The sequence below is a fragment of the Mesorhizobium sp. M0184 genome (assembly GCF_040322215.1).
In the GTDB taxonomy this organism is placed as follows: Bacteria; Pseudomonadota; Alphaproteobacteria; order Rhizobiales; family Rhizobiaceae; genus Mesorhizobium.
On sequence record NZ_JAMYSZ010000004.1, the window covers coordinates 1 to 26,918 of the forward strand.

Genomic DNA, 26,918 nt, shown 5'->3' on the forward strand with positions numbered 1-26,918 from the left:
CTCGAACCTTATGATTGCCTCAATCCAGGACTGATGGACTATATCGCCACCTGGACGGCCAAGAGGTCCGGCGCGTTGCCGGCCTGACGACTGATCAGACACTATCCTTGGGGGCCGGACGAAATCGCCCGGTCCCACGCGTTGGAACGAACGCAGGCGAGCGCGTAGACGATTCGTAAGTCATTGCCGACGTGCTGTCAGCCTCGGGGGCGTTGGGCTCAACGGGAATATGCTGAAATTGGTCCAACCGGATCGTATAGCTTCAAGATCAGCGACTGCGATCAGTTGGTTCTGGCTTGGCGCGGCCCAGATCGTGGACTACAGCTTGGATATCGCGGGCAAATTCGCGCCCAAAGCGCGATGGCGGCAAGGTGGTGCTCCTTACCAGTACGGCATCGAGCGCCTAGCGGGGCTTGAACGGCAGCACCATCAGCTTGCTGCGTTTTGTCCAGCAAACCAGCCCGTATACCAGCGCGACCCCAGGCCAGCCGATACCATCGGTGCGGCCGCGAACAAGGCGGGCGTCGGGGAAGCGTCGTGTGGCGGCCGGCAACAGTGCGAAAGCCGGCGGTCACTGGCTGTCACGCGAAGCCGGAAGTCGGTCACGACCTGTCTCTGTTTCAATGGATCTGTCGCCGGCACATTCGGCCGATTTGGGCCACCGGGCAAGGCATTGCATTTCAGAACGGCCACATCTGCCGCGTGGCGCCGCGGAAATCATGGGCACATTCTGCTTTAGCCGGCCAAGATGGCAATGTACTATTTGCCAATAAGCTGGCCATGGTTGCAGGACTATTCTAGGCCAGACCAAACCGAAATGAAGCTGATGACCGATCGCGCCAGGTTCCTGATCATTGACGACCATCCGCTGTTTCGCGAGGCGCTGCATAGTGCCGTGCAGATGGCCTATCCGGAAGTCGACACGGTCGAGGCACGCTCGATTGCCGAGGCGCTCGAGCTTCTGACGGATGCCAAGCCGTTCGACCTGGCGCTGCTCGATCTCAGCATGCCCGACGTGCACGGGTTTGACGGGCTGCTGCAGCTCAGGACGCGTTATCCGCGCCTGCCGGTGGTCATCGTCTCGGGCTATGAGGAACCGAAGATCATTTCCGAGGCGCTGTCCTACGGTGCGGCCGGCTTCATCCCGAAATCGGCGCGCAAGAGCGACCTTGCGGCCGCCATCCGCTCGGTGATGGAAGGCGCGATCTATGTTCCCGAGACTTATGAAGGCCGGCCGCGCGACGCCGACAGCACCGACCGCGCCGAAATGGTGCAGCGCCTGGCTACGCTGACACCGCAGCAGCTCAAAGTGCTGCAGATGCTGCGCCAGGGCCTGCTCAACAAGCAGATCGCCTATGAACTGCAGGTCGGCGAGACCACCGTCAAGGCGCATGTCTCCGAAATCCTGCGCAAGCTCAACGTCTACAGCCGCACACAGGCGGTGATCGAGGTCTCGAAGCTCGACAATGCCGAGCTTTTTCGCGATCCGGCGGGGTTTTGAGAGCGCTCGCTAAAAAGCGCACTGTCACCGTAGTCGACCGCACTCGTGTCACCGCAATCGGACTAGACTAGCCACGGCTCTCACGTTCCCGACACCAGCTAAGCAACCCGCGCCTCTCTAGTCAGATCAAATTCACGCGGCGATTGCTCTGCAGCAGTTAGCCGCTTTCCCGCGTCTAGTAAAATAGCGGCCCCGGGTCCAACGTAGAATGCTTTAATTTTACTAAATTGCTTTTTGAATGCTCTATTAAAAGTCTTCATTAGCTCTTGAGCGAGCGGCGTGTCGGAGACCGTAGCCACGCGGCCATTTATCACAACATCTTCAGCCCATCGCCCACCAGGGGAAAAAGTTACTGTGTCCGGATTGCCAAGCTGATCTAACGAATACCGGATGCCGGAAGGTGTTTTTATCGGCCTCACCTCAATGGGCACAGCGTGGCCAGTGACAAGAAATGATCGACCGCTGGAAGCCGATTCAGTGGTTGATTGCCCAAGAGTTGGAATTTGCATTCTATTGCTAAAAGAGTCGAATTCCATCTTGGGAAAATGACCCATGAGGATGTATTTTATCGAAATTTCACGTTCTACTGCCTCCAATACGGGAAGAAGATCGTCCTTTAGCGCGAAGAAGTGAATCTGCTTCATATGAATTACCGCCTAGGCACAAGTAATGGCTGGAATACGGTGACCCGTATGCTGGGAAGATACGACCAGTTCAAGCCAGCAGATGTGCCAGCAACGCCCTCAATTGCGCTGGTTTCAGCGGCTTGCGCATCAGCTCGATGCCGGCGGCGCGGGCGGCGTTGGCGACTGTCTCCGAACCGTCGGCGGTGACGATCAGCGCCGGCACGGCGCGACCGAGATAATCACGGACCTCGGCGATTGTGGTGGTGCCGAGGTCGCCGCCGTCGAGATGCTGGTCGGCTATGACAATATCTGGCAACCAGTCGGTATCGCCAAGCATGTCGAGCGCGTCACCGGTCGAGGTGGCGGGGCGCACCAGGCATTGCCAGCGCTCGAGCAGGGAGGTCATCGCCTGCAGCACGTCGATGTCGTTCTCGACCAGCAGCACCCTTGTGCCGAACAGACCGTAGCCGCGCGGCCGTTCCATGTCGACGGTGCTGGCGATTGGATCGGCCGTGTCGCCGATCCCGACCGGAACGTCGATATGGAAAATCGTGCCATGTCCGACCTTCGACGAAAACGTGACGGGATGGCCGAGGGCCGCGGCGATGCGGCGCACGATGGCCAGCCCCAACCCCAGCCCGCCGGCGGCAAGCCCGGCATCGGTCGGGATCACGCCGCGATGGAATTCCTCGAACACCGCCTCGCGCTGGTCGTCGGGGATGCCGCAGCCGGTATCGGCGACGTCGATGCGGATGGTGTCGCCGCGATGCCTGGTGCCGACCAACACGCCGCCCGAGCGGGTATAGCGCAGTGCATTGGACAGGATGTTCTGCAGGATGCGGCGCAGCAAGGTTCGGTCCGAACGAACGAGCGCATCGACCGGCCGGAACTTCAGCGTCAGCCCCTTCATCTCCGCGACCGGCTGAAAATCCGAGCGCAGAGACGAAAACAGCGTCTCCAGGCTGACATCGGTGATGTCGGGCTGCACGACGCCGGCATCGAGCTTGGAAATGTCGAGCAAGGTGCGGAGCAGGTCCTCCATCGTCTCCAGCGATCGCTCGACCTGGCGGACCAGCTTTCTGCCTTCCTCGCTGGTCTGTACTTCGGCAAGCGCCGAGACCGACAGATGCGCGGCGTTCAGCGGCTGCAGCACGTCATGGCTGGCGGCCGCCAGGAACCTGGTCTTGGACAGGTTCGCCAGCTCGGCGTTTTCCTTGGCTGCGTTCAAGTCGATGTTCGACTGCTCCAGCCGGCGCAAGGTCGAATGCAGCTCTTCGGTGCGGCTGCGCACCCGGCTCTCAAGCGAAATGGCGGTCTGGAACAGCGAAAAGGCATTGCCTTGCTGGTCCATGGAACGCTCGACGCGGCTGATCAGCGCGGCGTTGATCTTCTTCAGCCTTTCCAGGTCGTCGATGTTCCTGAGCGGCATCCCGGATTTCCTACTCCGCCGCTTCGGCCGCCTTGCGTTCGCCGAAGGCGATGCCGGTGAAGGTCTGGTTCAGATGCATCGAACGGTACTGTTCGCCATAGGTGCCGAAGCCGAGGACGTTGTTGACCTTGTAGAGTTCCGAAATCTCGCGATAGACCTGCCGATTGCGCGCGTCGAGCCGGCGCAGCACGCAGTCGAAACCGAGGATCAGGTCAATGCCGCCAAGCCTTTCGCTGACGTCGCTGAGCGCGGCGCGGGTCGCCTCGACCATGTCCTTAGGCTGGGCGACGGCAAGCACGACACCATCGTCGATGGCGCAGAAGAACGACAGCGAGCCGTCCGCGTGCATCTTCTGGATTGAACGGCAGTAAAATTCGCCGCCGACTTTCACCACCACCGGGTGTGAGGCAAAACTCAGTGGCGTCAGCATCTGCGCGACGACGCCGACCGAGGCGGCATATTCCTCGGCGGCAATGGTGGCGTTGAATTCGCGCACGATGCGGTGGTCGGGATCGGATGCCGTCACCACCAGCTTCTCGTCGGTGGGAACGAAATTGTCGGTTTTGAACACGTGGAAAGGAATTTCCGTGGTGATCAGCACGATGATGGCGCTGTCGGAGGTCACTTTGCCGTTCGAGATCAGCCGCGTTGTCTCGAATTTCAAATCATCGCCAGCCGACCCGCCGATCAGTGGGATGTCGTCGAGCCCCCAATGGATGGCGGAGGTCACCGCTTCTTCGGCATAAGACAGGCCATCGATCAAGCAGAGCGCGAAAGTGGTGTCGGCTCGCTCGTGCCCGAGGCGCTCGTGTAACGAACGCCTCAGCGCCTCGACTTCGCCGGTAATCCCGTCCATGCCTGATGAGGACAGATTTTCGATCATGGTGCTGGCTGCCGAAAACGATACGGAGGGAAGCAGCATAGCCAGGATCTGGCCTTCCTCCAGCCCCTTGGGCGTTATCTCACCGGCTGTCGAGCAGCCGGCATAGTGGAGCGCCGGCGCGTGGGTCTTCAGCGCTTCCGACAGGGCGACGGCCTCTATGAGGCTCTGCGAGAAAAACAGGAGGGCAAACCCGGCGTCAATGGCCGCTGCTTCCGCTGCCACCGCCCGGGCGAACGCATCCGCGTCAGATTCGTCGGTCGTGAGCACTGAAAGGCCGCATGCATAGCGCGTCCGTGACTTGGCCAGCGGCTTCCTCCTCCATTTCCTCCAACGCTCTTTTTTGTGCGCGTCTGGCGCGCCGGCGTCGAGGTCATTGTTGTCTTGAAGCGGTGCTTTGGCAATGAGCCAACATGATGGATTTGAAGTTTCTGCCGTTTGACGGCGTCCGCGCAGCCACTCACAGACGAAAGGCCGCATCGCACCGCCATCCGTGCAACGAAGGCCCAGCTGAATTTGCCGCAGGCGAATGTCCACGGATCACGGCTGGCAGGCTCGACGTGCCAAGAATGGGGCAGGATATCGCGCTTAGCGGTTGCCGCTTTGGACAGGGTGCCAGTCTAGCCTGGCGGTTGTCGTGGTCAATCCGGGGCAGGTGACAGCCTACGCCAATGCGCTCGGCAAGCGGGCCAGGACCGACACCACCGATGCTGCTGTAACGCTGCCTTCGTTGGGTCGAGCAAGCGGCAAGTGCCCGTTGCGCGGCACCGAAGCCGAGGCCCTGGCCGGGCTCGTCGCTCGCCGCCGTCAGATTGTGCGGATGATCGCAGCCGAGAGAGCTATGCCCGCACCGCCATGGCAACGCAGGCACCAAAGAGCATCCAGCCAAAAGGAAAAAGACCGGCTGGAGAAGGTGTTGTTTCGCGGTTATTTCCGATCGCTTAGACTCAATTAGGCGACTTTGAGATCTTTCATCGCCTTTTCAACGACATCCTTGATCGGCCTCGATACATCTTCGGCAGCCTTGGTCGTCACGGCCTGAAATTCCTTGGCCTGCTCGACGGTCTTTTCGAGCTGCGTGCGCAAGAAGGCAGTCTGGAGTTCGATGAACTCGGACGGCGACTTCACGGCAACCAGGGCTTCGAGGTGCGAGAAGCCGGCTTCGGCATTGGCGCGCAGAGCAGCAATTGTCTTCAGCGACAACTCGTTGCCGACGGTCTTGGCGGTTTCGAAGCTCGACTGCAGAGCCTTCTGGGTCGTCTCGGTGCCTGACGCAAATTTCGCATAGGCTTCTTTCGACTGCTCGACGCCCTTTTCGGCGACAGCGCGGACCTGGTCGGCAGCCTTCGACGCGTCGAAGGTGGGGAATGAGGTATTTTCAACGGTGTCAGCGGTCTTGGCCATAGTTTCCATCCTTTCCGGTGGACGGCCTTTCACAAAAGCCGTCTCGTTCATTTACGAAACTGACGTTACGGCATTTATAGTGCATTGCAATATTTTTGTGCGACGCACCATCCCTCTTCCAGCGTTCCGAGGGGGCATGCGGAGGGTCGGTGGCATCTCGAGATCGCCGGTTCTGCAGGAAGAACTCTTCTGGACGGACCACCTGATCCAGCATAGCCTCGCAACAGAGCACGACGTTTTGCCACCTGGGTATCTACTTCAGCCGCTATTCGGCAACCGTCCAAGTCTACGTCAACGAAAGCGTTAAATTCGTGCGCCGCAAACTTTCAGTCGGCGTACCCGCTGGGCACAAGGCGATCGCTTTCCTTAGCGCGCCATCGAGAAGTTGCCTCGATATGGCGGTGGTTGACGCGAAGGCGCGCCTCTACCGCTTCCAGTGCGCCGTGAAGTGACCACCCCTGGTGGTCTATCGGTTAGCCAAGTTCCGGATCAGTGCGGATGCCTGAAGAAGACAACCGCTTTCTATCATCCAGGCATACAGTCCCACATGATCCGACGGGCTGAGGCCGGTGGGCAAATGCACGATAGGCATTCGAACCGACTCATCGTCGATCACCAACTCAACGGATCGAAGATCCGGTGGCATGTTTCCGGGAATTGCCAAAATTGGGGTGTCCTTGTCCCAGACCAAGCTTGTCGCCAGCGACTCTTCATTATAGGCAACCGAAACATCCGCCCTGTGCCCCGGTGGGCGCCAAAGCTCCAGTTTGAGGTCATAAACGCAGCCTGTCAGACGATTTTCGACCGGCACCATCCAAGGTTCCAAGGTGGCGGCCGTCGTGTCGGAAACGCCACGAGACCCACCTATGGTTTGGAGCTGACCAGCGGCATTCCCCAATAGATCCGAAATCGCAGTCAAACTCGAAGAAGCGCCCGCCGCCCCGTTAGAGGTTGATCCAGAACCCGATGCGTCGTCAGTCACCACAACATCCGCAGGTCCCGGCAACGCAGTGACCGAGCCATCGTCACCCATCAAAGTGACAGTCGATCCACCCTCGATATGCACGAGGTCGCCCAGTCTGAACAGTTTGCCGAGCTGAGGCCTGTCCGCGGGAGGATCGACAGCGACAACGACATACTCGCTGGCCGCAAGAGCGCTCGAGCAAGAACCAACTGCTGCGATGGCCGCAGCCAGTAGGAAAATGATTTTGGGTTGCCGATACATGACGCACGTTCAACCATACGCTTGTTTTACTTGCCTTCAAGATAGATCCTATCGCCAGCCTCACCCTGCTTCAGTCTTCCAAGGTGATAAGCAACGAGGCCATCGTTGGGATATTGAATGGCCAGCGATGCAAAGGCAGCAGCGGCAGTCTTGTCACGCGCGGACATCAGCAAATAAGCTTGCGAGTAAGCCTCCACCATCTCGCGATTCATACGCCCGTCCTCCAGCAACTCGAAGGCTGAGATCCACTCAGTCTTGCCTTTCAGACACAACACACCGGATGGCCGAAGCAGGTAGTCATCGGAAGAGTTCGCCACCTCCTCGCTGATGCAGTTCATGGTACCTAGAAACTTGTTCGCGCCTTCGAGCCTGGCAGCGGTGTTCACCGTATCGCCCATGGCCGTGTAGTTGAAGAATCGATTGCCCCCAAAATTTCCGACAACTGCAGGTCCTCGATGGACGCCGATACGAGTGACGCCAACGTCGTGGCCTCTAGACTTTACATCTGTCCGAAATCTTCGAGACATCGCGACGGTAGCGAGCGTTAGTTTTAGGGCCCTTTCGGCTTGGTCCTCCTGCACACCCGGTGCACCAAAAAAACCAATGACTGCATCGCCTATCAGTTTGTCTATCGTGGCTCCATGTTCAATGAAGAGACCACAAACCGCATCGAGGTATTCATTCAGAACCGCAGCAAATACCTCTGGTTCCGTCCGTTCGCCCAAACTGGTGAACCCCTCAAGGTCGGTGAACACGCACGTTATCAAGCGTTCGGATCCGCCGAGGCGCAGTGACGCCGGCTTGCTGACTAGCTCTGCCACGACTGCCGGGCTGAGATACTGAGAGAACGCGTTCTGGACGAAACGCCTTTCTTTCGAGTCCCGGTGCCATGCCAGAATTGCGACGAATCCGGAGAGCCCTAGCAGCAGCATCGACGGCGCGACCATTGGTAACAGAATCCCGGCCTTGGCAAACGCGGTTGCTTCTAAGATCAAAACCGAAACGACTGCGCCGATGATGACCATAGGTTTCACCAGCACTGATATGCGGAGCCAAGCGACCCAGATGCAGAGCGCCGTCGCGAGAACGAAGGGCCCAAACGCCGCCACCGCCCCTGGCGTAATGATTTTGTCGCCCTTGATCAATCTCGCCAGCGCATTGGCATGAATAACGACACCCGGCAGCGCTCCGGCAACAGAGCCGTTCAGCACGGCAAAGGGGGTTGCATGACGATCCTGCAGCGGGAGGTCGACGCCGATCAAAACGAACTTCCCGGCGAACCAGGCCGGGGGCGCGAAAGCGGCGGCGTGTGCCGGATATATTGTCCATCGTGCCGGATGAATGCCTGTAGCCCGATAGTAGACCATCTTCTCCGCAGCTTGCGATGCCGATATGCCGGCGGTCTGCGCGAGCGCTGATGCAAAGCTAGGTTGCCAGTTGCCATTCACCACGCGCCCTGGAAATTCTTCCCGCACAACCGCGTCGACCCTATCATGAGACAGGGCGGCCAGTCCGCGGATGGCGCTTGGCGCGAAGCGACTAAGATACGACAGTTGCTTGTCGGTAAGGTCGTCGTCGTGTGATGCAGATGCGACAATTACCGGACTTTCGGCCGCCTCGATAACCTCAGCTAGGCGCCGATCCTTTTCTGCCTCGGTTGGCTGATCGAAAAGCAAGTCAATGCCTATTGTTCTCGGATGAGCCTTATCGATTCTCTGCACAAGGTCGGCCAAGGCACCCCTATCCAGCGGCGATCTATAGGGAAACCTTTCCAATGTCTGCTCTGTGATCGTTACGATCACGATGTCTGTCGGGGGCGCGACGAAGGGCGAGATGGTCGTCATCAAGACGTCGCGCAGCAGTTTCTCGCCTGAGGGAGAGAATGTGGCAATGCAGGCGCCCAGAATGAAAAAGAATCCGAGCGACGCGAGAAGGCGCCCTTTTTGAACCATTCCGATCGGCGTGAAGACGGCCAAGCTGCGTGCAATTCGTTTCGGTGTCTATCGGCGTGAATCTACACAGCATAGACCGCTGACGAACTGTGGGCTAGCGGTGGGCCCTTCGCTAGATCCGCTGGACTTGACACTGCGAAGCACCGGGCTCAGTCTCGCAAGACTGCTCCGGTTTTATCCTGTCCATCGACTGGTGAATCCGCTGCATGAGCTGAGACTAAGGATATACAGCCATGATGGCGCTTCGCTTCGCCATTGCGCTTCTTCTAGTTTCGCTGAGCGCCCAAGCGTGGGCAGAACGGCGCGTCGCGCTGGTCATCGGTAATTCTGCCTATAGATACGCGGTTCCACTTTCCAATCCAAAAAATGATGCGGTGGATATGACCGCAAAACTGCAGGCGTTGGGCTTTGAGGTGGTTGCAGGCGAGGACCTCGATCTGAGCAGGATGCGCGGCACGGTTCGAGATTTCATCGGCAAGCTGGATGGTGCCGACATGGCGCTTCTCTTCTATGCCGGCCATGGCGTCCAGGTGAACGGCACCAACTACATGGCTCCCGTTGATGCGCGGCTATCCACATATAACGACCTCGACTTCGAAGCCGTGCCCATGGACCTCGTCTTGTCGGCCATGGAGCGAACCACGAAGGTCAACCTGGTATTTTTGGATGCTTGCCGGGACAGTCCTTTCTCACAGAACCTTGGGCGCTCGATGGGTACGCGATCAGGGTCGGTCGGTCGGGGCTTGGCAAAGCTAGGCACGGGCGTTGGATCGCTCATAGCCTTTGCAACGCAGCCCGGGAACGTTGCGCTGGACGGCGAGGGAAGGAACTCGCCGTTCACATCTGCGCTGCTGAAGAATCTTGGTACGCCTGGCCAGGACATCTCCCGCGACCTCATCAACGTCCGTAGGGATGTGCTTGAAGCAACCGACGGCAAGCAAGTGCCATGGGACAACTCCTCGCTGACGGGCGACGTCATTTTGCAACCGTTGTCCGGAAACACCGCTGTCACGGCGGGTGCGAAAGGAGGGGACGTAGAAGTCGCCTATTGGGAGACCATCAAGGAAAAAACGGACAAGCGCTTCTTTGAGGCCTATCTCAGACAGTATCCAAGCGGCGCCTTTGCGGCGTTAGCCAGCTTGAAGATCGACGAGATCGAACAGGCAGCAACAGATCGTGGCAAAGCCCCCTCGATTTCCATCGAGGGCGTGGAGGTTGCAGAAGCTCATCCTGATTTAGATGTGACGCAAGCTTTGGCTGATCCGCGCGCGTTGACAAAGGCAACGCAAACAGAGCTAACGCGAGTCGGCTGCCTTGTCGGACAGGCAGACGGCAAATGGGGACCGGGAAGTCGGAAAGCTCTTCAAGCCTTTGCCGAGCAGCGGGGATTGAAGCTTGCCAGCCTGGAGCCGACGAAAGAGGTGTTGCGCGCAATCAAGAATATCCCAGAACGTGTCTGCGCTCCGGTCAAGGTAAAGGCTTTTGATGGCGCGTGGGCACTGACGCGGCGCGCAGGTAATTCCGCCTGCGATTACACTGAACAGTCAACGACAATCTTTATCGATGGAACGGAAATTTCCGCGATGGTGCCTTTGGCCGGAACAATCACCGCCGACGGGGCATTCGACATCTATTTAAGTTTCGTCGATGACGATGGTGCGCCAAGGCAAAACCATATCATCGGCAGGCTTCAAGGTGCGAAAGGCAGCGGTGAGTTTTCTCGAGTCGGAGGCGAGTGTGCAGGTGTCGTAAGACTTGACAAGCGTACTGAATAGGGCCGGCATTTGCGGGTCCGTGCAAACGCCGACCAAACCATTCGGACGTGGTCCGTCTCATTGAACCAACGTCGAAGTCGCGTGGACTTTGCCGTCGTCGCGCACCTCGTAAAATTTGTCGTTGTCAATGTAGATAAGATGACAAACTGGTTTACCTTGGTCTTGTGAACAGGCCTTGTCACCGTCGAAAGTCAAGGGAACTTTGACCTTTATCTTAGTTTTGTTGTTCACCAAAGCTTCGCCAATGATCTGTTTTTTCTTCCAGTTCCAGACAAGAGTGGCAGTTATGGCAGCTCCAGCGTCGTATATAATTACATTTACCTTTTTCCCATTAGCAAAAGTCTTAAATTCTTCCATCGATGCTTTCTTCGCGCTACTTGGTAGATCCTCGGCCCAAGCGGACATAGCAAGTGAAAACGTAGCTGCGACAACAAGCGATAACAGTTTCATCCTATCCTCCCCATCCCCCGCCGGTTTGACTGACATGTCTATATATTCTTAAGCGAGGAGACTGAAAATTATCATGATAACAAGCTTTCAAGAAGCGGAAATCAGCGCGTCCTAGATGTCGTTGGGGACATTTGCTCAAGTTGAGCGAAGCCGCACATTCTAGCATGTTCCCTAGGATTTGCGCTTAAGCCAACGCGTTCTCAGTGTTTACAATGCGCAGGCCGCCCGAGCGTGTGATGCGCGGTGTTTGGATTGCGAGCCTCATTGCACTTACCGCCGCCTATCTTGCCGACCAAGCGGGCCTTGAGGGCATCGTCTCGAAGCGCGCCGACAGCCCGTATCGAAGCGGCCCGACGACGAATTGGCTGAAGACGAAGAGCTTCACAGTCCAGGAATACGAACTATTGGGCGTCGAGCGCGAGCCGGGCAAGGCGGCATTCGCCTTGCTGGCGAAGCCCGGTACCGGAAAATATGCCGGTTCGGCCTTCATCACCTTGAACCAGGAGATGCGCGAACGGCTGTGGAAGCGTGTCCAAGAGCACGCCGGGCCACCGCCGAAGGGCATAAAGCGGCCGGCGACCATGGGTCAGGCCGGGGTGAAAGCCCACGTCAAGCATCTACGGGGCGAGTTCGGATTTCGCCACGCCTCACTGCAGGATTCAGAGAGGAGTGATACCTCCAGCGAACACGGCACGAATTAGCCGGCCTCGCCTCGGACCTTCGACGCCAGTGTGCCAGCATGATTGTTTGTCGAGGAGCATTACTCAACGCGCTTTCCAGAATGGCGGGACGTCCATGGCCCGGGCCATTCTCGGACTCGACTTTTTACTGATTACATGAGCGGATGGCCCCCCGTTGGGGGAGCCGCAGACGCGCTTGGCCGAAAGTGTCTGGCATTTGGTCTGAGATCGATCGGGTCGAAGCCAATTTCTGCCTGCCGCGCTTCACGCTATTGCAAGACATTCAAATTTGAGCTTCCGCACTCATGCTTTGTCGAGAGTATCTCCGTAGGTTTTAGCCGTTCTGAATCGCCGTCGGCGACGATGAAGACGAAATAGGAGAACGCAATGGCTCGCAATCACGTTGAACGTCTTGGAGAGTTTAGGGAAATCTTGGTCGCGACGCGGCGCGAAGGAGTCCGTAACGTGCACCATACTCGCGACGCAATGCGGGCAAGTGGCTTTCAGATCGGGGACAGCGACGGCTCCAGCTACGGAGCTGAGCTGAAGGTGCTCCAAGAGGAAATTGAGGCAGTCGATCGCGCCATCGAAGACGAGAAGCGGTTGGCCCTGGCCCTCGAGAGCGCGGCTCAATCCCGCCGACCGACTAAGCCGAGAATCGTGAAGGGAACATAGAGTCCGGTAAGGCCCTTGGCGCCCGTCGCGTCGATCGCCTTCGGTACAGTGTCGGGCTCGTCGCCGCCGTGGTGCAGCGCCCTAAAAGCGGACGTTTCGCTTTCGGCCCCTAGCGCAATGTAGAGCATTTGCTGGGCAAAAATCGCTCCTGTGAACTCCGACGTCGCACGGCGGACCAACAGGTTCGGCCAACATCAGGTGAGACGCAGTCCCAACAAACATGCAGTTCAGACAGTCGATTACGCGTCTTTGTTGAAGTCGTGCCATGCGGCCGATCCGAAAGGATCAGCCGCATCCGGCATCCTTCACCTTCACTGACTGAAACACGCTCGAAAATCGGGCCGTGTAGACTAAGTTGCATGGACTAAGTCATGAGGCCGCAATGCGCACCGTCAATATCCACGAGGCCAAGACGCATCTGTCTCGTCTTGTCGACAGGGCGGCCAAAGGCGAATCCTTCATTATCGCCAAATCCGGCAAGCCGATGGTCAAGGTCGTTGCCATAGACGCACCTGCGGCCGGCGAAATGCGTCGGGTGGGGTTTATGGCCGGGCAGTTTGCAGTTCCGGACGATTTTGATCGCATGGCCGATGACGAAATCGAGAAGCTGTTTGGCGGCGATGCATGAAACTTCTTCTCGATACCCACCTTCTGCTCTGGGCGGCGGGCGAGCCCGAAAAGCTCCCGCCCGCAGCCCTCGCTGAGATCGAGAATGCCGATAACCACTTGACGTTCAGCGCCGCAACTCCCTGGGAGATTGCCATTAAACGCGGTCTGGGCCGCCTTGACTTGGAGGTCGATGCGCGTCTTTCCGTCGGGGCCTGATCGACAATGGCTATGATAAGCTGCCATCACCGGCGAGCATGCCATTGCAGTGGAGGGGCTTCCACCCATCCACAAGGACCCATTCGATCGGACCCTGATTGCTCAATCGATTGTAGAAGGCATTACTTTGCTGACCGTCGACGATCTGGTCGAGCAGTATCCTGGGCCCGTCCGTCGTCTCTGATCAAGCTGGACCCCAAGCCCCTCGGTAGGGTAGTCCAGCTATCGCTTCAGACCACCCATGAACGCCTTTACTCGAGCAGAGTCGACCTGGTTCCACCAGACGCCGTCGTGCTTCAGCGCGCTGGCGATGATGACCCCGTCGACAATGGCAAGGATATCATTGGCGTTATCCGGGGTGACACCGCTGCCGACCAGCGTCGGCAGGCCGGCGGCCTGCTTGATCATACTTATGTAGCCCAAATCCGCGGCGTGACCGGTGCGCTGGCCAGTGGCGATGATGGCGTCGGCGTCGAAGAAGACCAGGTCCTTGACCAGTTCCTCCACCGGGCGGTCGGCGACGATGGCGTGTGCACCGTGCTTGACATGGGCATCGGCGAAAATGCGGATGCCGTTGGCGCGCAGCCTGGCGCGGTAGCGTGCCGCGCGGCCCGATTCGCCTTCGACAAACCCCTCATTGGCGACGTAGGCGTTCGCCCATTGATTGACTCGGACGAAGCCGGCGCCGGCTGCGCTGGCGATCGCCAAGGCCGGGATCGCGGCATTGGCCAGCACATTGATGCCGATCGGCCTGCCGAGTTCGCGGCGGATGCGGTCGGAAACGACCGCCATATAGGCCGCCGTCTCCGGGCCGATATCATCAGGCTTGGCGAAGGGGATGTCGCCATGGTTCTCGATGATGACGCCGTCGCAGCCGCCGTCGAGATAGGCTTTGGCGTCATCGAGCCCGCGCTGGTAGATCGCCTCGATACCCTCGCCGTCATAGCGCGGCGCGCCGGGCAGCGGCGCCAGATGAACGACGCCGATCACCACCTTTGTGCGGCCGAAAAGGTCCACGAGCGCGTTGCCGCCAGATTGGCCGAGCGGGGTCATGAGAGCTCCATTTGATCGATGATCGCCGCCATCTCGGAGGCGGAAGGACAGGATGCCAGAGTGCCCGGCCGTGTCACGGCGATTGCGGCAGCGGCGAGCGCCAGCTTCAGCGCCGAGATGACCGGCATGCTCCGGGCAAGCCCACCGGCCAGACAGCCGCAGAGCACATCGCCCGCGCCGCTGGTGTCGAGCGCTTCGACTCGCTGCCCCGGCAAGCGAAGCGGTTCCGTCCGGTCCGTGCCAAGCACGATACAGCCTGCGGCACCGAGGGTGATGACGACGGCGCCTGCGCCTTTGGCCACCAGCGCGTGAGCGGCTGCTGTCATGTCATCCCGGCCGGTCAAGATTTGCGCTTCGGATTGGTTGACCACCAGAACCTCCGCCAGGCCGAGATCGGGCAGCGAGGCCGTGTCGATCGGGCTGGCGTTGAGAACGGTGCGCGCACCGTTTCCCTTTGCTGCTCTGAGGCAGGCATTGGTCACGGCAGTCCGTAAATTTCCCTGGCAGACGAGGATGTCGCCGGGAGCGATCCAGCGGACAAGTGCTGTTTGCGCCACCGGATCGAAGGCTTCGCTGCAGGCGACGCCGCTGACGATGAAATTCTCTCCGCCTCGATCGACGACGATGGTCGAGCGGTCGCTCGGCAGCTCGAATTCGCTCACCTCAAGGCCTGACAGCTCGCTGTCGAGGCGGCTCCTCATCCACGCGCCAGCGGGATCCTTGCCGAGCGCCGTCCAGAACGTCACCTCTGCACCAGTCCGTGCTGCTGCGACTGCCTGGTTGGCGCCCTTGCCGCCGAGCCCGTCGGCATAGCTCACGGCATTCAAGGTCTCGCCCGCGGCAGGGAAGCGGCCGACGCGAAACACGGTATCGAGGCAGGCATTGCCGACGACGTGGACATGCATGGCTCAGCTCTCACCGGTCGCCCAGCCCAGCATCTGTTCGAACAGGGTCTTGTAGCCTGGCCAGGCGATGAATTGCGGCGGCAGCCAATGTGGCCCGACATCGGATGTCCAGGCCACGGTGCGGCCCTTGCCGTAATGGCCGGTGACAAGCAGCGGCAGCGAACCATAGTCCGACGACACGCTGGCCAGGACCTCGGCCCCATCCTTCAGCGTCACCTCGTTAAAACCGAGCAGGATCGGCCAGTCCGAGCCGAGGCCTCTGAGGATGGGATGGCTCGACCCTGGTTTCGGCACCGGCGCAAAACCTTCGGGAACCTCGACGCGGTCGTCGTAGGCCAGGCAGTTCACCGGCAGCACGTCCTCGACCGGCGTCTTGCGGTAGCGCGCGCCGCCATTGATGCCTTGGAAGCTGTAGTAACCGCCGAACATCAATAGACCGCCGCCGCCGCTGACGTAATCGCGGAGCAGGCGCAGGCGGTTCGGCGTCGGCTTGGAGTGGACCCAGGTGTCGGGATGCAGCAGCAGCGTGTTGGCGCCGATGTCGGAGAGCACGACCGCGTCATAGGCCGACAGCGCCTCCATGGTCTGTGGAAAGCCGCGCTGCGCCTCATGCGCCGGCATGAACGTCACGTCGAAGTCGGTCGCCTTCAGCGCGTCCAGCAACTCGTCTGCGCCGGTGTGGTAGGTAACGGTCGGAAACTGGTCGAAACCCTTGATATGGGTCGCGGTCGACACCCAGGATTCGCCGGCAAGCAGGATCTTCTTCTTGGACATTTGAACTCCAGTGTAATTCCAGGCCGCTTAGAGCCGCGCGAATACGCTTTTCGGATTGGCGATCAACATGCGGTCGATGGCCGGCTGCTCGACGCCGTGGCGTTTTAGGCGCGGTATGAAATGCTTCAGGATATAGCCATAGCCGAAGCCGCCGAAGCGCGTCAGCATGATCTTGAGGAACACATCCTGCGACAACAGCAGGCGGTCGCCGAAGCCCGCCTCGACAAGGGCGGCGATGGCGCGTGCATTCTCCTCGTCGGAGGGCGATTGCGCGTCCTGGTCGGCGTAATAATAGTCCATGCCGATCATGTCGTATTCGAGGAACGCGCCGCGCCGGGCGAGGCTTTTCTGGTAGTCGGGATCGTCGTGGCTCGGGTTCATGTGGCAGAGCACGGTGTGGCGAAGATCGGCGCCTTCGGCCTCGACGATATCGAGCACCTCGTGCGCCAGCCGCTCCCAGCCAGGCAGATGGATCGACAGCGGCACGCCGGTGATGCGCGAGGCGCGCGCCGAAGCTCGCAGCGACTTGCGTTCCTCGGCGGTGAAATCCTTGCTGACGCCGACTTCGCCGATCAGCCCGGCCATGATCGGCGGCTGCGTCTCGCCGCCGCCGACATCGTTGACGATGAACTCGGTCACGGCGTCCACATCCATCGCCTTCAGCCATTCGGGATGGGTGTGCTCGAGATAGAAGCCGGTGCCCATGACGATCTTCAGGCCGGACATGCGGCTGATGCGAGCGAGCTTTTCGGGGGCGCGGCCGATGCCGATATTGGTGGCATCGACGACGGTGTGGCCGCCCAACGCGCGATAGCGCTGCAGCTCAGACAACGCCAGGTCGGCGTCGTCGAGCGAGACGTTGTCGCGGTTGACGTATGGGTTCATGCGCAACTCGCCGATGATCTCGATGTTCACCGGCTGCTCGGCGATCGCCATGTCATCGGGATGGCAGGGGCATTTCCAGCTGCGCGCCCCATCGAGCAAGATGTGCTCGTGCATTAGCGTAATGCCCATCTCCTCGACCGGAACCGGGCCGAGCACGGTCATCACATGGCCGGTTTCGACCCCGATTGGCAGCCGCCGCCTGGGCACCGCGTCATCGAACAGATCGCTCATCGGCTCAACGGCTCCGCACGGCGCCGCGGAACAGGCGGAAGTTCAGCCAGATGGCGATCAGGATGATCGTTCCGGTGACGATCGGCGTCAGGAAAGGCGACAGATGCGCCAGGATCAGGCCGTTGCCGATGACGGCCACCGTCAGCGCGCCGAGCACCGTGCCGATGATCGTTCCGCGGCCGCCGAACAGGCTGGTGCCGCCGAGCACGACGGCGGCGATGACTTCCAGCTCGAAACCCTGGCCGGCATTCGAAGATCCCGATCCAAGCCGGGCAGCAATAATGATCCCGGCAAGGGCTGCCGCGATGGCGGAAATCACATACACGAAGAGCGTCGTCTGCCGCGTGTTGACGCCGGCGCGCCGCACCGCCTCAGCATTGGCGCCGATACCGGTGACATAGCGGCCGAATGGCGTCTCGTTGAAGGCGAGATACGCGATGGCCAGGATCGCCAGCGCGATCAGCGCCGGCACCGGCACGCCAAGAAACCAGGCGCGGCCCAGCACCGTGAAAGCGCTTCCGGGCTCGATGGGGATGGAATAGCCGCCGGTGATCAGCAGCGCCACGCCACGGATCACCGAAAGCCCGGCAAGCGTGACGATGAAGGACGGGATGCCCTCATAGGCAATGAAATAGCCCTGTACCGCCCCAAGCAGGGCACCGAGCGCCAACATGGCGAGGATAACGACTGGCCACGGCAGGCCAAACTGCAAAAGCGTCGCCGACAGCGTCGCCACCAGCGCCAGCACGGAGCCAACCGAAAGATCGATGCCGCCAGTGGTGATGACGAAAGTCATTGCCGCGGCGACGATCAGCAGCGGCGCCGACTGCCGCAGGATGTTCAACAGATTGGGCGATGTCAGAAACGCGTCGGTCGCAACCGAGAAGATGATGCAGACGACCAGAAAGAACAGCGCGATCGAGACGACGCTGCCATTGGCGAGCAGCGCATCGCGCCAGGTGCCCCTGCGTACTCGTGAGGGCTGGGCGGTGTGGATCGCGTCGCTCATGCCGGCGCTCCACCGCGATAGCCATTGGTGGCGGAACGCGCATTGAACTTGCGGCCGACGATCAGATTGACCACGTCTTCGATATTAGTGTCGCCGATCAGCCGCTCGGCGACATTGCGCCCTTCATACATGACCTGAATGCGATCGCAGACGAGGAAGAGATCCTGCAGCCGGTGGGTGATCAGAATGACGCTGACACCGCGCGCACTGACCGCGCGGATCAGTTCGAGCACCGCCTCGACTTCGGCCACGGCAAGCGCTGCCGTCGGCTCGTCCATGATCAGCACCGCCGGCTCGAACGAGGCGGCGCGGCCGATCGCGATCGACTGGCGCTGCCCGCCTGAGAGGTTTTCAACCTTGAGCCGCGTGTCTGCAATGACGATACCGAGCCGATCGAGCATCTGGCGCGTCTCGTCGTGCATGCGCTTCTTGTCGAGAAAGGAAATGCCTGCGATGCGGCGGCGCGGCTCGCGGCCAAGAAACAGATTGCCGGCGACATCGACCGTGTCGCACAGCGACAGGTCCTGGTAGACCATCTCGACGCGCGCCGCACGTGCGTCCGCCGGCGAGCTGAAGATCACCGGCTTGCCGTCGATTTCGATGGTGCCGGCGTCGGGAACCACTGCCCCCGACAGCACCTTGCTCAATGTCGACTTGCCGGCGCCATTGTCGCCGACCAGCCCCAGCACCTCGCCCGGCTTCAGCGTCAGCGACACGTCATCGAGCGTCTGGATGGCGTTGTAGCGCTTTGAGATGCCGCTCATCCGCACCCGATAGGTCTGGCCACTGCTCATCTGGAATTCCACGCGATTGCAAGGGATCCGCGGCGCAGCCTCGGGCGGCGCCGCGGCTCGGTCGCCGACGCAGTTTACTTGAACATCGCGCGATATTGGTCGACATTCTTCTTGGTCACGATCGTCACCGGGATATTGATGATCGGGTCGATTTTCTCGCCCTTCTTGATCTTGCCCAGCGCTTCGACCGCGGCCTTGCCTTCGCCGGCCGGATCCTGCTGCACGACCGCCACCACCCAGCCGTCGTCGATGCCCTGAACGGCCTGCTTGGTCAGATCCCAGCCGAACACCTTGACGTCGCCGGTGCGGCCCTGGCTGGTCACCGCCGAAACGGCGCCGAGCAAGGCCGGTTCGCCGGTCGCATAGAGCGAGTTCATGTCCGGATTGGCGGTCATCAGGTTTTCCGAAGCGCTCAACGCGGTCTCCTGAACGTTCTGGCCGTCGACTGTGTCGAGGAAGGTGACGGCCTGGCCGCTTTCGGTCACCGCCTTCTTGAAGCCGTCGAGGCGCTGGTTCTGGATGAATGAATTGAGTGCGCCGACGATACCGATCTTGGCCTTGCCGGCCATATCGGTTTTCACATAGTCGGCGTAGAATTTGCCGATGTCCTCGCCGGCCTTGGTGTTGTCGACGCCGATGAACGAAATATTGTCGCCGTCGGGGATCTGCGCGTCGATGGCTATGACGGGAATGCCGGCCGCCTTGGCTGCAGTGATCGCAGGCTTGACGCCGTTGACGTCGATGGCGACCAGAATGATGCCGTCGACTTTCTGCGTGATGTAGTTCTCGATCGCGTCGTTCTGCGCGCTCGGCACATTGTTGGCGTTGAAAATGACCAGCTTGGCGCCAGCGGCGTCGGCTGCCTTTTGCGCGCCCTCGTTGATCTGGTTGAAGAACAGGGCCTGCTGGTTGATGTTGACGAGAGCGAACGTATCGGCAAGCGCCGATCCCATGGCTGCCGAGCCCATGGCAATGGCGGCGGCACAGCCGGCGAGAAGTTTGAACAGACGCATTTCGGTTCCCCTTGCTTGCGGACCAGACCTCGGCTGGTCCCGTTGGTGCTACAGGCACGAGGCAAGCATTCAAGAGACTTGAATATTTGTCAATCCAAATGAACGCAGAGCGTTGCTCAGAAAGTCGCCGGCGTGTTGACCCAGAAAATGCTAGCGCGTTCCTCGCCGATGTTGCGGTAATGATGCGGCAGCTCCGACCTGAACACGAAGGCATCACCCGTGGCGAGAGCATGGCTCTTGCCGTCGACGATCAGTTCGATCCGCCCGGCGAGCACGTAGCCGACTTCCTCGCCGGCATGCTGGATCGGACCTTCGCTCGAGCCCTCTGCCTCGATGTGATGGATGTTGCATTGTAAGAGGTGGCCAGGCGAATACGGGATGATGCGTTCGAGCGAAATTCCTTCGCCACGCCGTAGCGCGTCGAGCGCGATCAAAGGCCTTGCGCCCGCCCGGAATACGATCGCCTCGTCGTCGTCGACTTGCTCGAACATCCAGCCGATATTGGTGTCGAGAACCTCGACCAGACGGTGAAGCATGGGCAGGGACGGCGAAGCCTTGCCGTTCTCGATCTTGGACAGCAGGCTTTCCGAGCAATTCGCAGCCGCGGCCAGCGTCTTCAGCGTCATGCCGCGTGTCTGGCGGGCGAGGCGCAGCCGAGTTCCAAGTCTTGCGGCATTTACGGTGGCGTCCGTTTCTGACTCTGGCCGCCGTCGATCGATTTTGTTCATCTGTTCGCCAACCATTCAACGGTCAAGGGCAACTATCGCGCGAGCAAAAGACCTCGGCTGACGATTTGCAAGTGCTGATGCGTCAAATTCGAGACTGCAGCCGCAGCTACCTCATCCGGCGAATGCCGCTCCCGCATGAACCGTGCTGAATGATCCCGCGCCAGTTATTCCCTATCGCTTGGCTGTCCATCGTGGTCGAAATCGCCAGCCGTTACCGCGTTTGCGTCACGTGGCGAGTGGACTTGGAACGACAATGCGGGCAAGGCGGGCCACGCAGCCAATCTACACAACCACGGCCGCGCCGACACGATAAAATCTGGACTGTCCCCGAATTGCGGAGCGCGCCCAGAAGTCACCCGCGGCAGCGCCCCATGGAGTTACGCCCAGGGCGCGCAGGCTCTCGATAACCGCGACGTATCCAATGAAATCCCTGGGGCAGTCGCGCACCGCTTGAGCTTCGGCAATTTTGAGAAAGTCCAACAGAATTAATGGACTAGCACCTTGCTGATGTAAGTTGCGGAAGCGACGCGCGGTTAATGCTTTAGAAGTATAGACACATCGACACGAGGTGCGAAGAAGCAACGCCAATACAGCTGGTTGGTTACAACGTATTTATTTTCGCAGATATGGTATTGCCCGTCCGGGGATTCCTGTACACGGTCCCGTGGGATGGTGAAATTATGCGGCAAATAAGTGTACCCGCCGTCTACCCTGGACCGCACCGAAGACCGAGGTATGGCGCGGCAATCTGAACCGCCGCAGCACTTGAATTTGGTCTGTGGGTCAATCTTATCTTCGTACCAATCATGGGCGTTAGCGGCTGTTGCGGCGGCGATACACATCGCCGTGAAGATGAGCCTTCGCATGGCATTCCTCAAGTATCTGGCAGGCGCTGCTCGTTGGGGTTTCCATGTATATTAGCGTTCCATTGAAAATACCATTGGCCTCCGACGGACTTAACGCAGCTCCAGCAAGCGACGCTCGCAACGGAAGACCGCATTGGGTCACGTCAGGACGACACTTGCGCCGACCAAAGGTCAGCTCTTGTTGCTCCGGGTTGGAAACCCGACCGTCTGCTCTGCGCCTGATGTCGGCCATAGAGGCGAACTTTGCCTCCGCCCGGAAGCAGACACTGCAATTGACCACGCTGAAGGTCGTGGTCGCGCCAGAGCCTGCAAAGGCACAACTCGGCACACGAGGGCGAACATTCCGCTGCGGAAACAACTTGAAGAAACGCTTCGCGACCCATAGCATGCCGCGCCATGGTGAAATCTGATCGGGAGGTCAGTGAGATCGGTCGGGTTTTTGAGCCAGTGCAAGGTAGGGAGGATAATAATTATGGCTTCCGAAGTACAGGCAAACAACGGCGTTAACGTAGAGGCGCTGCTCGGCGCACGCGAAGCGCTTACCAACGCCCCGGAGGCAGCGCAGTTCAAGTGGCGCGCGGCCTGCGAATGGAAGGATGGCACCCACAGCCACTCGTCGGTCGAGAGCTTCTACGGTCTCGGCGAGGATCAGCATCGCAAGACCACCTTCACATTCGACGCAGACCATCCGGAGGTCTTCGCTTCCCAGGACAAGGGCGCCACGCCCGTCGAATACGTGCTGGTCGGACTGGCGAGTTGCCTGACCGCCGGCATCGCCGCGGTTGCCCAGAACCGGAACATCCAGTTGAAGTCGGTGAAGGCGACCATCGAAGGCGACATGGATCTCGCCGGAATACTCGGCATCGACAGCGACGTGCGCAACGGCTTCAGCGGCATCACGGTGAAATACAACATCGACGCCGACGCCAAGCGCGAGGACATCGAGGCTATCGTCGCTCAGTCGCAGAAGCGGTCGGCGGTCTATGACATTGTCACCAATCCGACGAACGTCACGGTCGTGGTGAATTGAAAGGCGCTTCGAACCGTAGACTCTCCTGATGAGAGGGTGCGATTAGTTCCGTCACCACAGTGATCGTCGGCGCGGGGCACGCGGGGCTCGCGATGAGCCGCTGCCTCGCGGAGCGCTCTATCGACCATGTGCTGCTGGAGCGCGGCGAGATCGCCCATACCTGGCGCACCGAGCGATGGGATTCACTGCGGCTGCTCACCCCGAACTGGCAGAGCCGGCTGCCGGGCTTCCGCTATGACGGCGACGATCCCGACGGCTACCGGACGATGCCTGAGGTGATCGACTTCCTCGGGAACTATGCCAAGGCGATCTCGGCTCCGGTCCGAACCCACACGACCGTTACCTCGGTTCGCAGCGACGGGGCGGGATATCTTGTGCGCACGGACCGCGGCGAGTGGCGGTGTCGGACCGTCGTGCTGGCGTCGGGCGCGTGCAACATCGCGCGCCTGCCCGACGTCGCCAGCCGCGTGCCGCCGTCGGTCGCCATGCTGACGGCACAGTCCTACCGCAATCCGGGTCAGGTCGCCGACGGTGGCGTGATGGTGGTGGGCGCGTCGTCGAGCGGCACCCAGATCGCACAGGAGCTGCAGCGTTCGGGGCGTCAAGTGACCCTGTCGGTGGGCGAGCACATCCGGGCGCCCCGCGTCTATCGCGGCAAGGACCTGGAATGGTGGATGGACGCCGCCGGCGTGCTCGACGAGCGTTACGACGAGGTGGACGACATCAGGCGGGCGCGACGGGTTCCTTCGCTACAGCTTGCCGGCACGCCCGACCGCATCACCCTCGACCTCAATGCGCTCGACGACCTCGGCGTCCGGCTCATCGGTCGTCTTGCCGGCATCACCGAAGACGGCAAGGCCCAGTTTGCGGGGTCGTTGCGCAACATGTGCGCGCTTTCCGATCTCAAGATGGCACGGCTGCTCGACCTCATCGACGAATGGGCGCGCGCCAACGGCCTGGACGCTACGGTCGGGCCGCCGGATCGTCCGCCGCCGACCCGTGTCGAGGACAACCCGCCGCTCGGCCTCGATCTTGCCGGAGGCGCTATCAGGACGATCATCTGGGCCACCGGCTACCGGCCGGACTACTCCTGGCTGGAACTGCCGGTCCTCGACCGCAAGGGCCACCTCCGTCACGACGGCGGTGTAGCGGAACATCCGGGCCTGTACCTGATGGGGACGCAGTTTCTGCGCCGCCGCAAGTCTGCTCTGATCGACGGCGCTGGCGACGACGCGCGTGATCTCAGCGATCATCTGGCATCGTACCTCGGGCAAAATTCAATCTGCTAGCAGAATCAACGTCTGAGACTCCAGAGGGAACAGGTTGGTTGCCGCGACAACCCCGAATTCTGCGCCCCTGCAGTCATATTCCCAAGTGCAGCTTTGGCTTCCAGAAGGGGCGGAACAACTCAATCTTGGGACAGCGGTTCATCACAACTTTCAAGCCCGCTTCCTCCGCCAACTGGGCGGCAGCGTCATCGCGCACCCCAATCTGACCCCACAGAACCTTGGCATTGATTGCGATGGCCTCCTGTGCAACTTCCAACAGATCTTCGGAGCGGCGAAAAACCTCAACCATATCCACAGGCCGGTCGATGGCCGCTAGTGACGCGTACACCTTAAGCCCTCGAATCTCAGCCAGACCGGGACTGGGGTTGACCGGGATCATGTCGTAGCCGATTTCGTGCAGCACCCTGAGTACCCCATAGGAAAATTTAGTTTTATCGGGGCTGGCCCCAACCATCGCGATGGTTTTGACCGATTTCAGAATGTCTTGCAGATAAGCCTCCGAATAGGGCTCATCATGATTCATATGGGTCATTTCTTTGCTTCCAACGGGGTCGCAATATCGGCTTTCAATTCATGAGCGGCCAGCGGGTCAAGGAAGGGGTTGCGATAGAGCTTGTCGTGGCTCTCAACGCCGACCTCCAGCGTGCAGTCGCTCATAGGGCGGGCGACGCAGAGGATTATATAGCCATTGTTGATCTGGCGGTTGTTCAGCGCCCGCTGCGCTTTTTGATCGACTTTGCCGCTGATTATTTTGGCCGCACAGGTTATGCAGCCGCCATACTTGCACCCATACGGCAGATCCACGCCCTGCTCGCGCAAGCTTTGCAAGAGGGGCTTGCGGTGATCGACGTCAAAGGCCGCACCGCCTTGATTGGCGAGAATGATGGTGAAGCAGGTCATACCCAGATGTCACTCGTGCAATCACCCCCGGGATAACGGGTTTCGTGGCAGCGGCTTGGTCCATTTGGTTCCTTACCAAAATCAACAACGAATAGCGGATCGATTTCCATGCCGCCGTTTTCCGTATCGCAATTGACCATCAGCATGCATCCGCCATTGGTGCGGATTTCGGGATAGAACTGATTATCCCACGTCGAGAAGAGTGAGGTCGTCACATAAAGGCGCTTGCCGTCGAGGCTGAGCTGTATCATCTGAGGCCCGCCAGTCACTTTCACGCCATTGACCTCAGGCGCACGGCCGAGAAGTCCGCCCATCCACACTTGTCCGGTAAGCTTGGCGTTGTGAGGGTCCGAGATGTCGTACTGACGAATGTCGCCATGCAACCAGTTGCACAGATAGAGGTATCTATCGTCCATGCTGAGCAGAATGACCGAGATCACGCCCGGTATTGGTATCGGCCATTCGGGATGCGGCTCATTGCCGACATCGACAATTTTTTCCCATTGCCAGTCACTCGCCGCGTCCTTCCACCAATGGATGATATTTGCAGAAAGGGCCGCGCCAACAAAGCCGTGACTGCTGTCGGGGTTATGATGGAATCGCACTTCCAGTGGGATCAAGCCATCTTCACCGAGATAGAATGTTTGCTTTGGCTCCTTCTTTTCAAAATCCCAGAAATGGATCTCTCGGCCATATTTCAGATGACCAACCTCTTCCAGGTCAAAGCCAGGCATGAAGGTATTGGGCGCGGCCCATTCCGAGCTGACCATTACGTTGTGTCGCGGCTGGTACCAGAAATCATAACCAAACTTGATACTGCCCATGGAGTTTTCCCAGCGGCCGACAATCTCGAACTCCTTGCTGAGTTGCAAATAGCCGCCGGGGGCATTGCCCTGGGCGTCACCAAGCATGGAAACGATGATGTCCGAGCCGAGGCAATGCACCGTGTGTGGCGCCGACAGGTTAGTCCTGGCTTTGATTTCAGCGCCGTCTATCACCTTGAACAGTGTCGGGCTGCGCGGATCGGTACCGCAATCGACAATATGCAGATTTGACGAGCGCACACCCGGCACGATCAGATATTTCCGCTCCATGCTCGCATCGCCGTGGCACGACGAACAGGCATTCCAGCCCGAGTGATGAAGCTCATCACCAATACCCGGCATTTGCAAACGCGAAATCACCTGGCTGTAGGTCGAACTCTCCGGGTCGACATCAATGGTGCACAGATAGTCCGGCTTCTGAATGCCCGTGCCGGTGTAGATGGCAATCGTATAGAGCAGCTTTTCGCGAGGTGCCGTCATCGCCTCGGCTGGAGAAGCATAGCCCGGTCCACAGCAATGATTGGTCATGGGTACTTCCCTTTGAACAGATCACTGGCCAGCCCCAAAGGGGCAAGCTGGAATGTTAGTGCATGCTTGGCATTGGCGCTATGGCCGAGGTGGCTTGTGAAGTGCGCACGTGACGTACAACTTGGCGACAGAGCCCCCGTGGGACCACCCAACGCCAGCTTCTTATCCCGAGGGTACGTTGGCGGAGTGATCGGAGAGCAGTGCCTGGACCAAGCCCAAGTGAAAGCCCCCGGCTTCTTTCCACGGTTTCAAGACAGTATTCCAGCGGTCGGGAACGTCTGGGTTGGGTCAGTTCGAGACTTCGAACCCCGGATTGGATGTCTGCATTCTCGCGCGTTCTTACCGCAATCGATCGGACCGCTTCCGGCCATTACCTGATCCTCAATCGCAATCGCGCATGGTCATCCTATCAGGTTGAGCTAACATCGGCGCAATGCGTGTGGGGTCTGAGCGGGTGTGCAAAATGAGAGCAAGTCTCCTTGCAATCGCTACCTCGACGCTGCTGAGCGAACCCAGCACTGCGTGCACGATGCCTGGTTCTTTGAGTGCGGAGGAACGAGCACTCGCCGACAGTGTCTTCGTCGGACCGTTGTCCGCTTGGATCATCCGAAGCAGAGAAAAACCGTAGCGCGCGGTGAATCCTCACGCAGCGGGCTGAGGCCACCCA

At 59.8% G+C, this 26,918-nt stretch carries 27 protein-coding genes and 1 pseudogene; 10 read left to right on the plus strand and 18 right to left on the minus strand.

The genetic code is table 11. The features are described 5' to 3' along the window. Window positions 1–87 (plus strand): annotated as a pseudogene (locus tag NKJ23_RS06855) (S-(hydroxymethyl)glutathione synthase); the annotation flags it as partial. Window positions 88–817: 730 nt separating this feature from the next. Continuing rightward, on the plus strand, window positions 818–1,501 hold the full coding sequence (locus NKJ23_RS06860) for a response regulator (protein WP_023679211.1): 684 nt from the start codon (window positions 818–820) through the stop codon (window positions 1,499–1,501). 98 nt (window positions 1,502–1,599) lie between these two features. Here NKJ23_RS06860 and NKJ23_RS06865 read toward each other — a convergent pair whose 3' ends face one another. The 3 genes from NKJ23_RS06865 to NKJ23_RS06875 all read right to left on the minus strand — a co-directional run bounded on the left by NKJ23_RS06865 (window position 1,600) and on the right by NKJ23_RS06875 (window position 4,706). Continuing rightward, on the minus strand, window positions 1,600–2,145 hold the full coding sequence (locus NKJ23_RS06865; protein ID WP_352646165.1) for a hypothetical protein: 546 nt from the start codon (window positions 2,143–2,145) through the stop codon (window positions 1,600–1,602). 70 nt (window positions 2,146–2,215) lie between these two features. After that, the gene (locus tag NKJ23_RS06870; protein WP_352646163.1) at window positions 2,216–3,556 is read right to left on the minus strand and encodes an ATP-binding response regulator; all 1,341 of its coding nucleotides are present in this window, start codon (window positions 3,554–3,556) and stop codon (window positions 2,216–2,218) included. Window positions 3,557–3,566: 10 nt separating this feature from the next. Next, a complete protein-coding gene (locus tag NKJ23_RS06875; protein WP_352646160.1) occupies window positions 3,567–4,706 on the minus strand; it encodes an FIST N-terminal domain-containing protein in 1,140 nt (379 codons plus the stop codon). Between the two features lie 367 nt (window positions 4,707–5,073). Between NKJ23_RS06875 and NKJ23_RS06880 the strand changes: the two genes are divergently transcribed. Next, window positions 5,074–5,391, plus strand: a complete 318-nt coding sequence (locus tag NKJ23_RS06880; RefSeq protein ID WP_023679214.1) for a hypothetical protein — start codon at window positions 5,074–5,076, stop codon at window positions 5,389–5,391. Here the strand turns inward: NKJ23_RS06880 and NKJ23_RS06885 are convergent. The 3 genes from NKJ23_RS06885 to NKJ23_RS06895 form a co-directional block, all read right to left on the minus strand. Beyond that, on the minus strand, window positions 5,388–5,849 hold the full coding sequence (locus tag NKJ23_RS06885; protein WP_352616184.1) for a phasin: 462 nt from the start codon (window positions 5,847–5,849) through the stop codon (window positions 5,388–5,390). The genes NKJ23_RS06880 and NKJ23_RS06885 overlap by 4 nt on opposite strands. A 457-nt stretch (window positions 5,850–6,306) precedes the next feature. Continuing rightward, window positions 6,307–7,065 carry a hypothetical protein gene (locus NKJ23_RS06890; protein WP_352679385.1) on the minus strand — a complete coding sequence of 253 codons (759 nt, stop codon included), beginning with the start codon at window positions 7,063–7,065 and terminating at the stop codon, window positions 6,307–6,309. Between the two features lie 26 nt (window positions 7,066–7,091). Continuing rightward, a complete protein-coding gene (locus NKJ23_RS06895) occupies window positions 7,092–9,041 on the minus strand; it encodes an adenylate/guanylate cyclase domain-containing protein (protein WP_156937424.1) in 1,950 nt (649 codons plus the stop codon). Window positions 9,042–9,250: 209 nt separating this feature from the next. On the opposite strand from NKJ23_RS06895, the gene NKJ23_RS06900 reads away from it, so the two are divergent. Then, window positions 9,251–10,792, plus strand: a complete 1,542-nt coding sequence (locus NKJ23_RS06900) for a caspase family protein (protein WP_352679388.1) — start codon at window positions 9,251–9,253, stop codon at window positions 10,790–10,792. A 57-nt stretch (window positions 10,793–10,849) separates the two neighbouring features. Here NKJ23_RS06900 and NKJ23_RS06905 read toward each other — a convergent pair whose 3' ends face one another. After that, window positions 10,850–11,242, minus strand: a complete 393-nt coding sequence (locus tag NKJ23_RS06905) for a hypothetical protein (RefSeq protein WP_031212493.1) — start codon at window positions 11,240–11,242, stop codon at window positions 10,850–10,852. 236 nt (window positions 11,243–11,478) lie between these two features. On the opposite strand from NKJ23_RS06905, the gene NKJ23_RS06910 reads away from it, so the two are divergent. The 4 genes from NKJ23_RS06910 to NKJ23_RS06925 all read left to right on the plus strand — a co-directional run bounded on the left by NKJ23_RS06910 (window position 11,479) and on the right by NKJ23_RS06925 (window position 13,422). After that, a complete protein-coding gene (locus tag NKJ23_RS06910) occupies window positions 11,479–11,943 on the plus strand; it encodes a hypothetical protein (protein WP_245274788.1) in 465 nt (154 codons plus the stop codon). 366 nt (window positions 11,944–12,309) lie between these two features. Next, window positions 12,310–12,597, plus strand: a complete 288-nt coding sequence (locus NKJ23_RS06915) for a hypothetical protein (protein ID WP_023679221.1) — start codon at window positions 12,310–12,312, stop codon at window positions 12,595–12,597. Window positions 12,598–12,979: 382 nt separating this feature from the next. After that, window positions 12,980–13,225 (plus strand): type II toxin-antitoxin system Phd/YefM family antitoxin, encoded by a 246-nt coding sequence (locus NKJ23_RS06920; protein ID WP_023679222.1) that lies wholly within the window; start codon window positions 12,980–12,982, stop codon window positions 13,223–13,225. Beyond that, the gene (locus NKJ23_RS06925) at window positions 13,222–13,422 is read left to right on the plus strand and encodes a PIN domain-containing protein (RefSeq protein WP_352679391.1); all 201 of its coding nucleotides are present in this window, start codon (window positions 13,222–13,224) and stop codon (window positions 13,420–13,422) included. Before NKJ23_RS06920 ends, NKJ23_RS06925 begins: the two co-directional genes overlap by 4 nt. A gap of 222 nt (window positions 13,423–13,644) precedes the next feature. Here NKJ23_RS06925 and NKJ23_RS06930 read toward each other — a convergent pair whose 3' ends face one another. The 8 genes from NKJ23_RS06930 to NKJ23_RS06965 form a co-directional block, all read right to left on the minus strand. Further along, window positions 13,645–14,475 carry a BtpA/SgcQ family protein gene (locus tag NKJ23_RS06930; RefSeq protein WP_023679223.1) on the minus strand — a complete coding sequence of 277 codons (831 nt, stop codon included), beginning with the start codon at window positions 14,473–14,475 and terminating at the stop codon, window positions 13,645–13,647. Further along, window positions 14,472–15,380: a ribokinase gene (locus NKJ23_RS06935; RefSeq protein WP_023679224.1), complete on the minus strand. Its 909-nt coding sequence runs from the start codon at window positions 15,378–15,380 to the stop codon at window positions 14,472–14,474. Before NKJ23_RS06935 ends, NKJ23_RS06930 begins: the two co-directional genes overlap by 4 nt. Before the next feature lie 3 nt (window positions 15,381–15,383). Continuing rightward, complete coding sequence (locus tag NKJ23_RS06940; RefSeq protein WP_023679225.1) at window positions 15,384–16,154, minus strand: glutamine amidotransferase; 771 nt, start codon at window positions 16,152–16,154, stop codon at window positions 15,384–15,386. Between the two features lie 27 nt (window positions 16,155–16,181). Beyond that, the gene (locus NKJ23_RS06945; RefSeq protein ID WP_023679226.1) at window positions 16,182–17,270 is read right to left on the minus strand and encodes a phosphotriesterase family protein; all 1,089 of its coding nucleotides are present in this window, start codon (window positions 17,268–17,270) and stop codon (window positions 16,182–16,184) included. Between the two features lie 4 nt (window positions 17,271–17,274). After that, entirely contained in the window at window positions 17,275–18,279 is a 1,005-nt protein-coding gene (locus NKJ23_RS06950; RefSeq protein ID WP_023679227.1) for an ABC transporter permease, read from the minus strand. Continuing rightward, window positions 18,276–19,073: an ATP-binding cassette domain-containing protein gene (locus NKJ23_RS06955; protein ID WP_352449199.1), complete on the minus strand. Its 798-nt coding sequence runs from the start codon at window positions 19,071–19,073 to the stop codon at window positions 18,276–18,278. Before NKJ23_RS06955 ends, NKJ23_RS06950 begins: the two co-directional genes overlap by 4 nt. Window positions 19,074–19,147: 74 nt before the next feature. Then, window positions 19,148–20,086 (minus strand): ABC transporter substrate-binding protein, encoded by a 939-nt coding sequence (locus NKJ23_RS06960; RefSeq protein ID WP_352449198.1) that lies wholly within the window; start codon window positions 20,084–20,086, stop codon window positions 19,148–19,150. A 116-nt stretch (window positions 20,087–20,202) separates the two neighbouring features. Then, window positions 20,203–20,814, minus strand: a complete 612-nt coding sequence (locus NKJ23_RS06965) for a cupin domain-containing protein (RefSeq protein ID WP_023679230.1) — start codon at window positions 20,812–20,814, stop codon at window positions 20,203–20,205. A 1,338-nt stretch (window positions 20,815–22,152) separates the two neighbouring features. Here NKJ23_RS06965 and NKJ23_RS06970 point away from each other — a divergent pair. Further along, a complete protein-coding gene (locus NKJ23_RS06970; protein ID WP_023679231.1) occupies window positions 22,153–22,710 on the plus strand; it encodes an OsmC family protein in 558 nt (185 codons plus the stop codon). 59 nt (window positions 22,711–22,769) lie between these two features. Beyond that, on the plus strand, window positions 22,770–23,999 hold the full coding sequence (locus NKJ23_RS06975) for an NAD(P)-binding domain-containing protein (protein WP_352679395.1): 1,230 nt from the start codon (window positions 22,770–22,772) through the stop codon (window positions 23,997–23,999). Window positions 24,000–24,072: 73 nt separating this feature from the next. Here the strand turns inward: NKJ23_RS06975 and NKJ23_RS06980 are convergent, their stop codons facing one another. From NKJ23_RS06980 to NKJ23_RS06990, 3 genes are read right to left on the minus strand one after another with little or no spacing between them, the layout of a single operon-like run. Beyond that, the gene (locus NKJ23_RS06980; protein ID WP_352645845.1) at window positions 24,073–24,522 is read right to left on the minus strand and encodes a CoA-binding protein; all 450 of its coding nucleotides are present in this window, start codon (window positions 24,520–24,522) and stop codon (window positions 24,073–24,075) included. A gap of 5 nt (window positions 24,523–24,527) precedes the next feature. Then, complete coding sequence (locus tag NKJ23_RS06985) at window positions 24,528–24,899, minus strand: 2Fe-2S iron-sulfur cluster-binding protein (protein ID WP_352449195.1); 372 nt, start codon at window positions 24,897–24,899, stop codon at window positions 24,528–24,530. After that, window positions 24,896–26,251 (minus strand): selenium-binding family protein, encoded by a 1,356-nt coding sequence (locus NKJ23_RS06990; RefSeq protein ID WP_352679397.1) that lies wholly within the window; start codon window positions 26,249–26,251, stop codon window positions 24,896–24,898. The genes NKJ23_RS06985 and NKJ23_RS06990 overlap by 4 nt, the downstream gene beginning before the upstream one ends. Window positions 26,252–26,918: the final 667 nt, after the last annotated feature.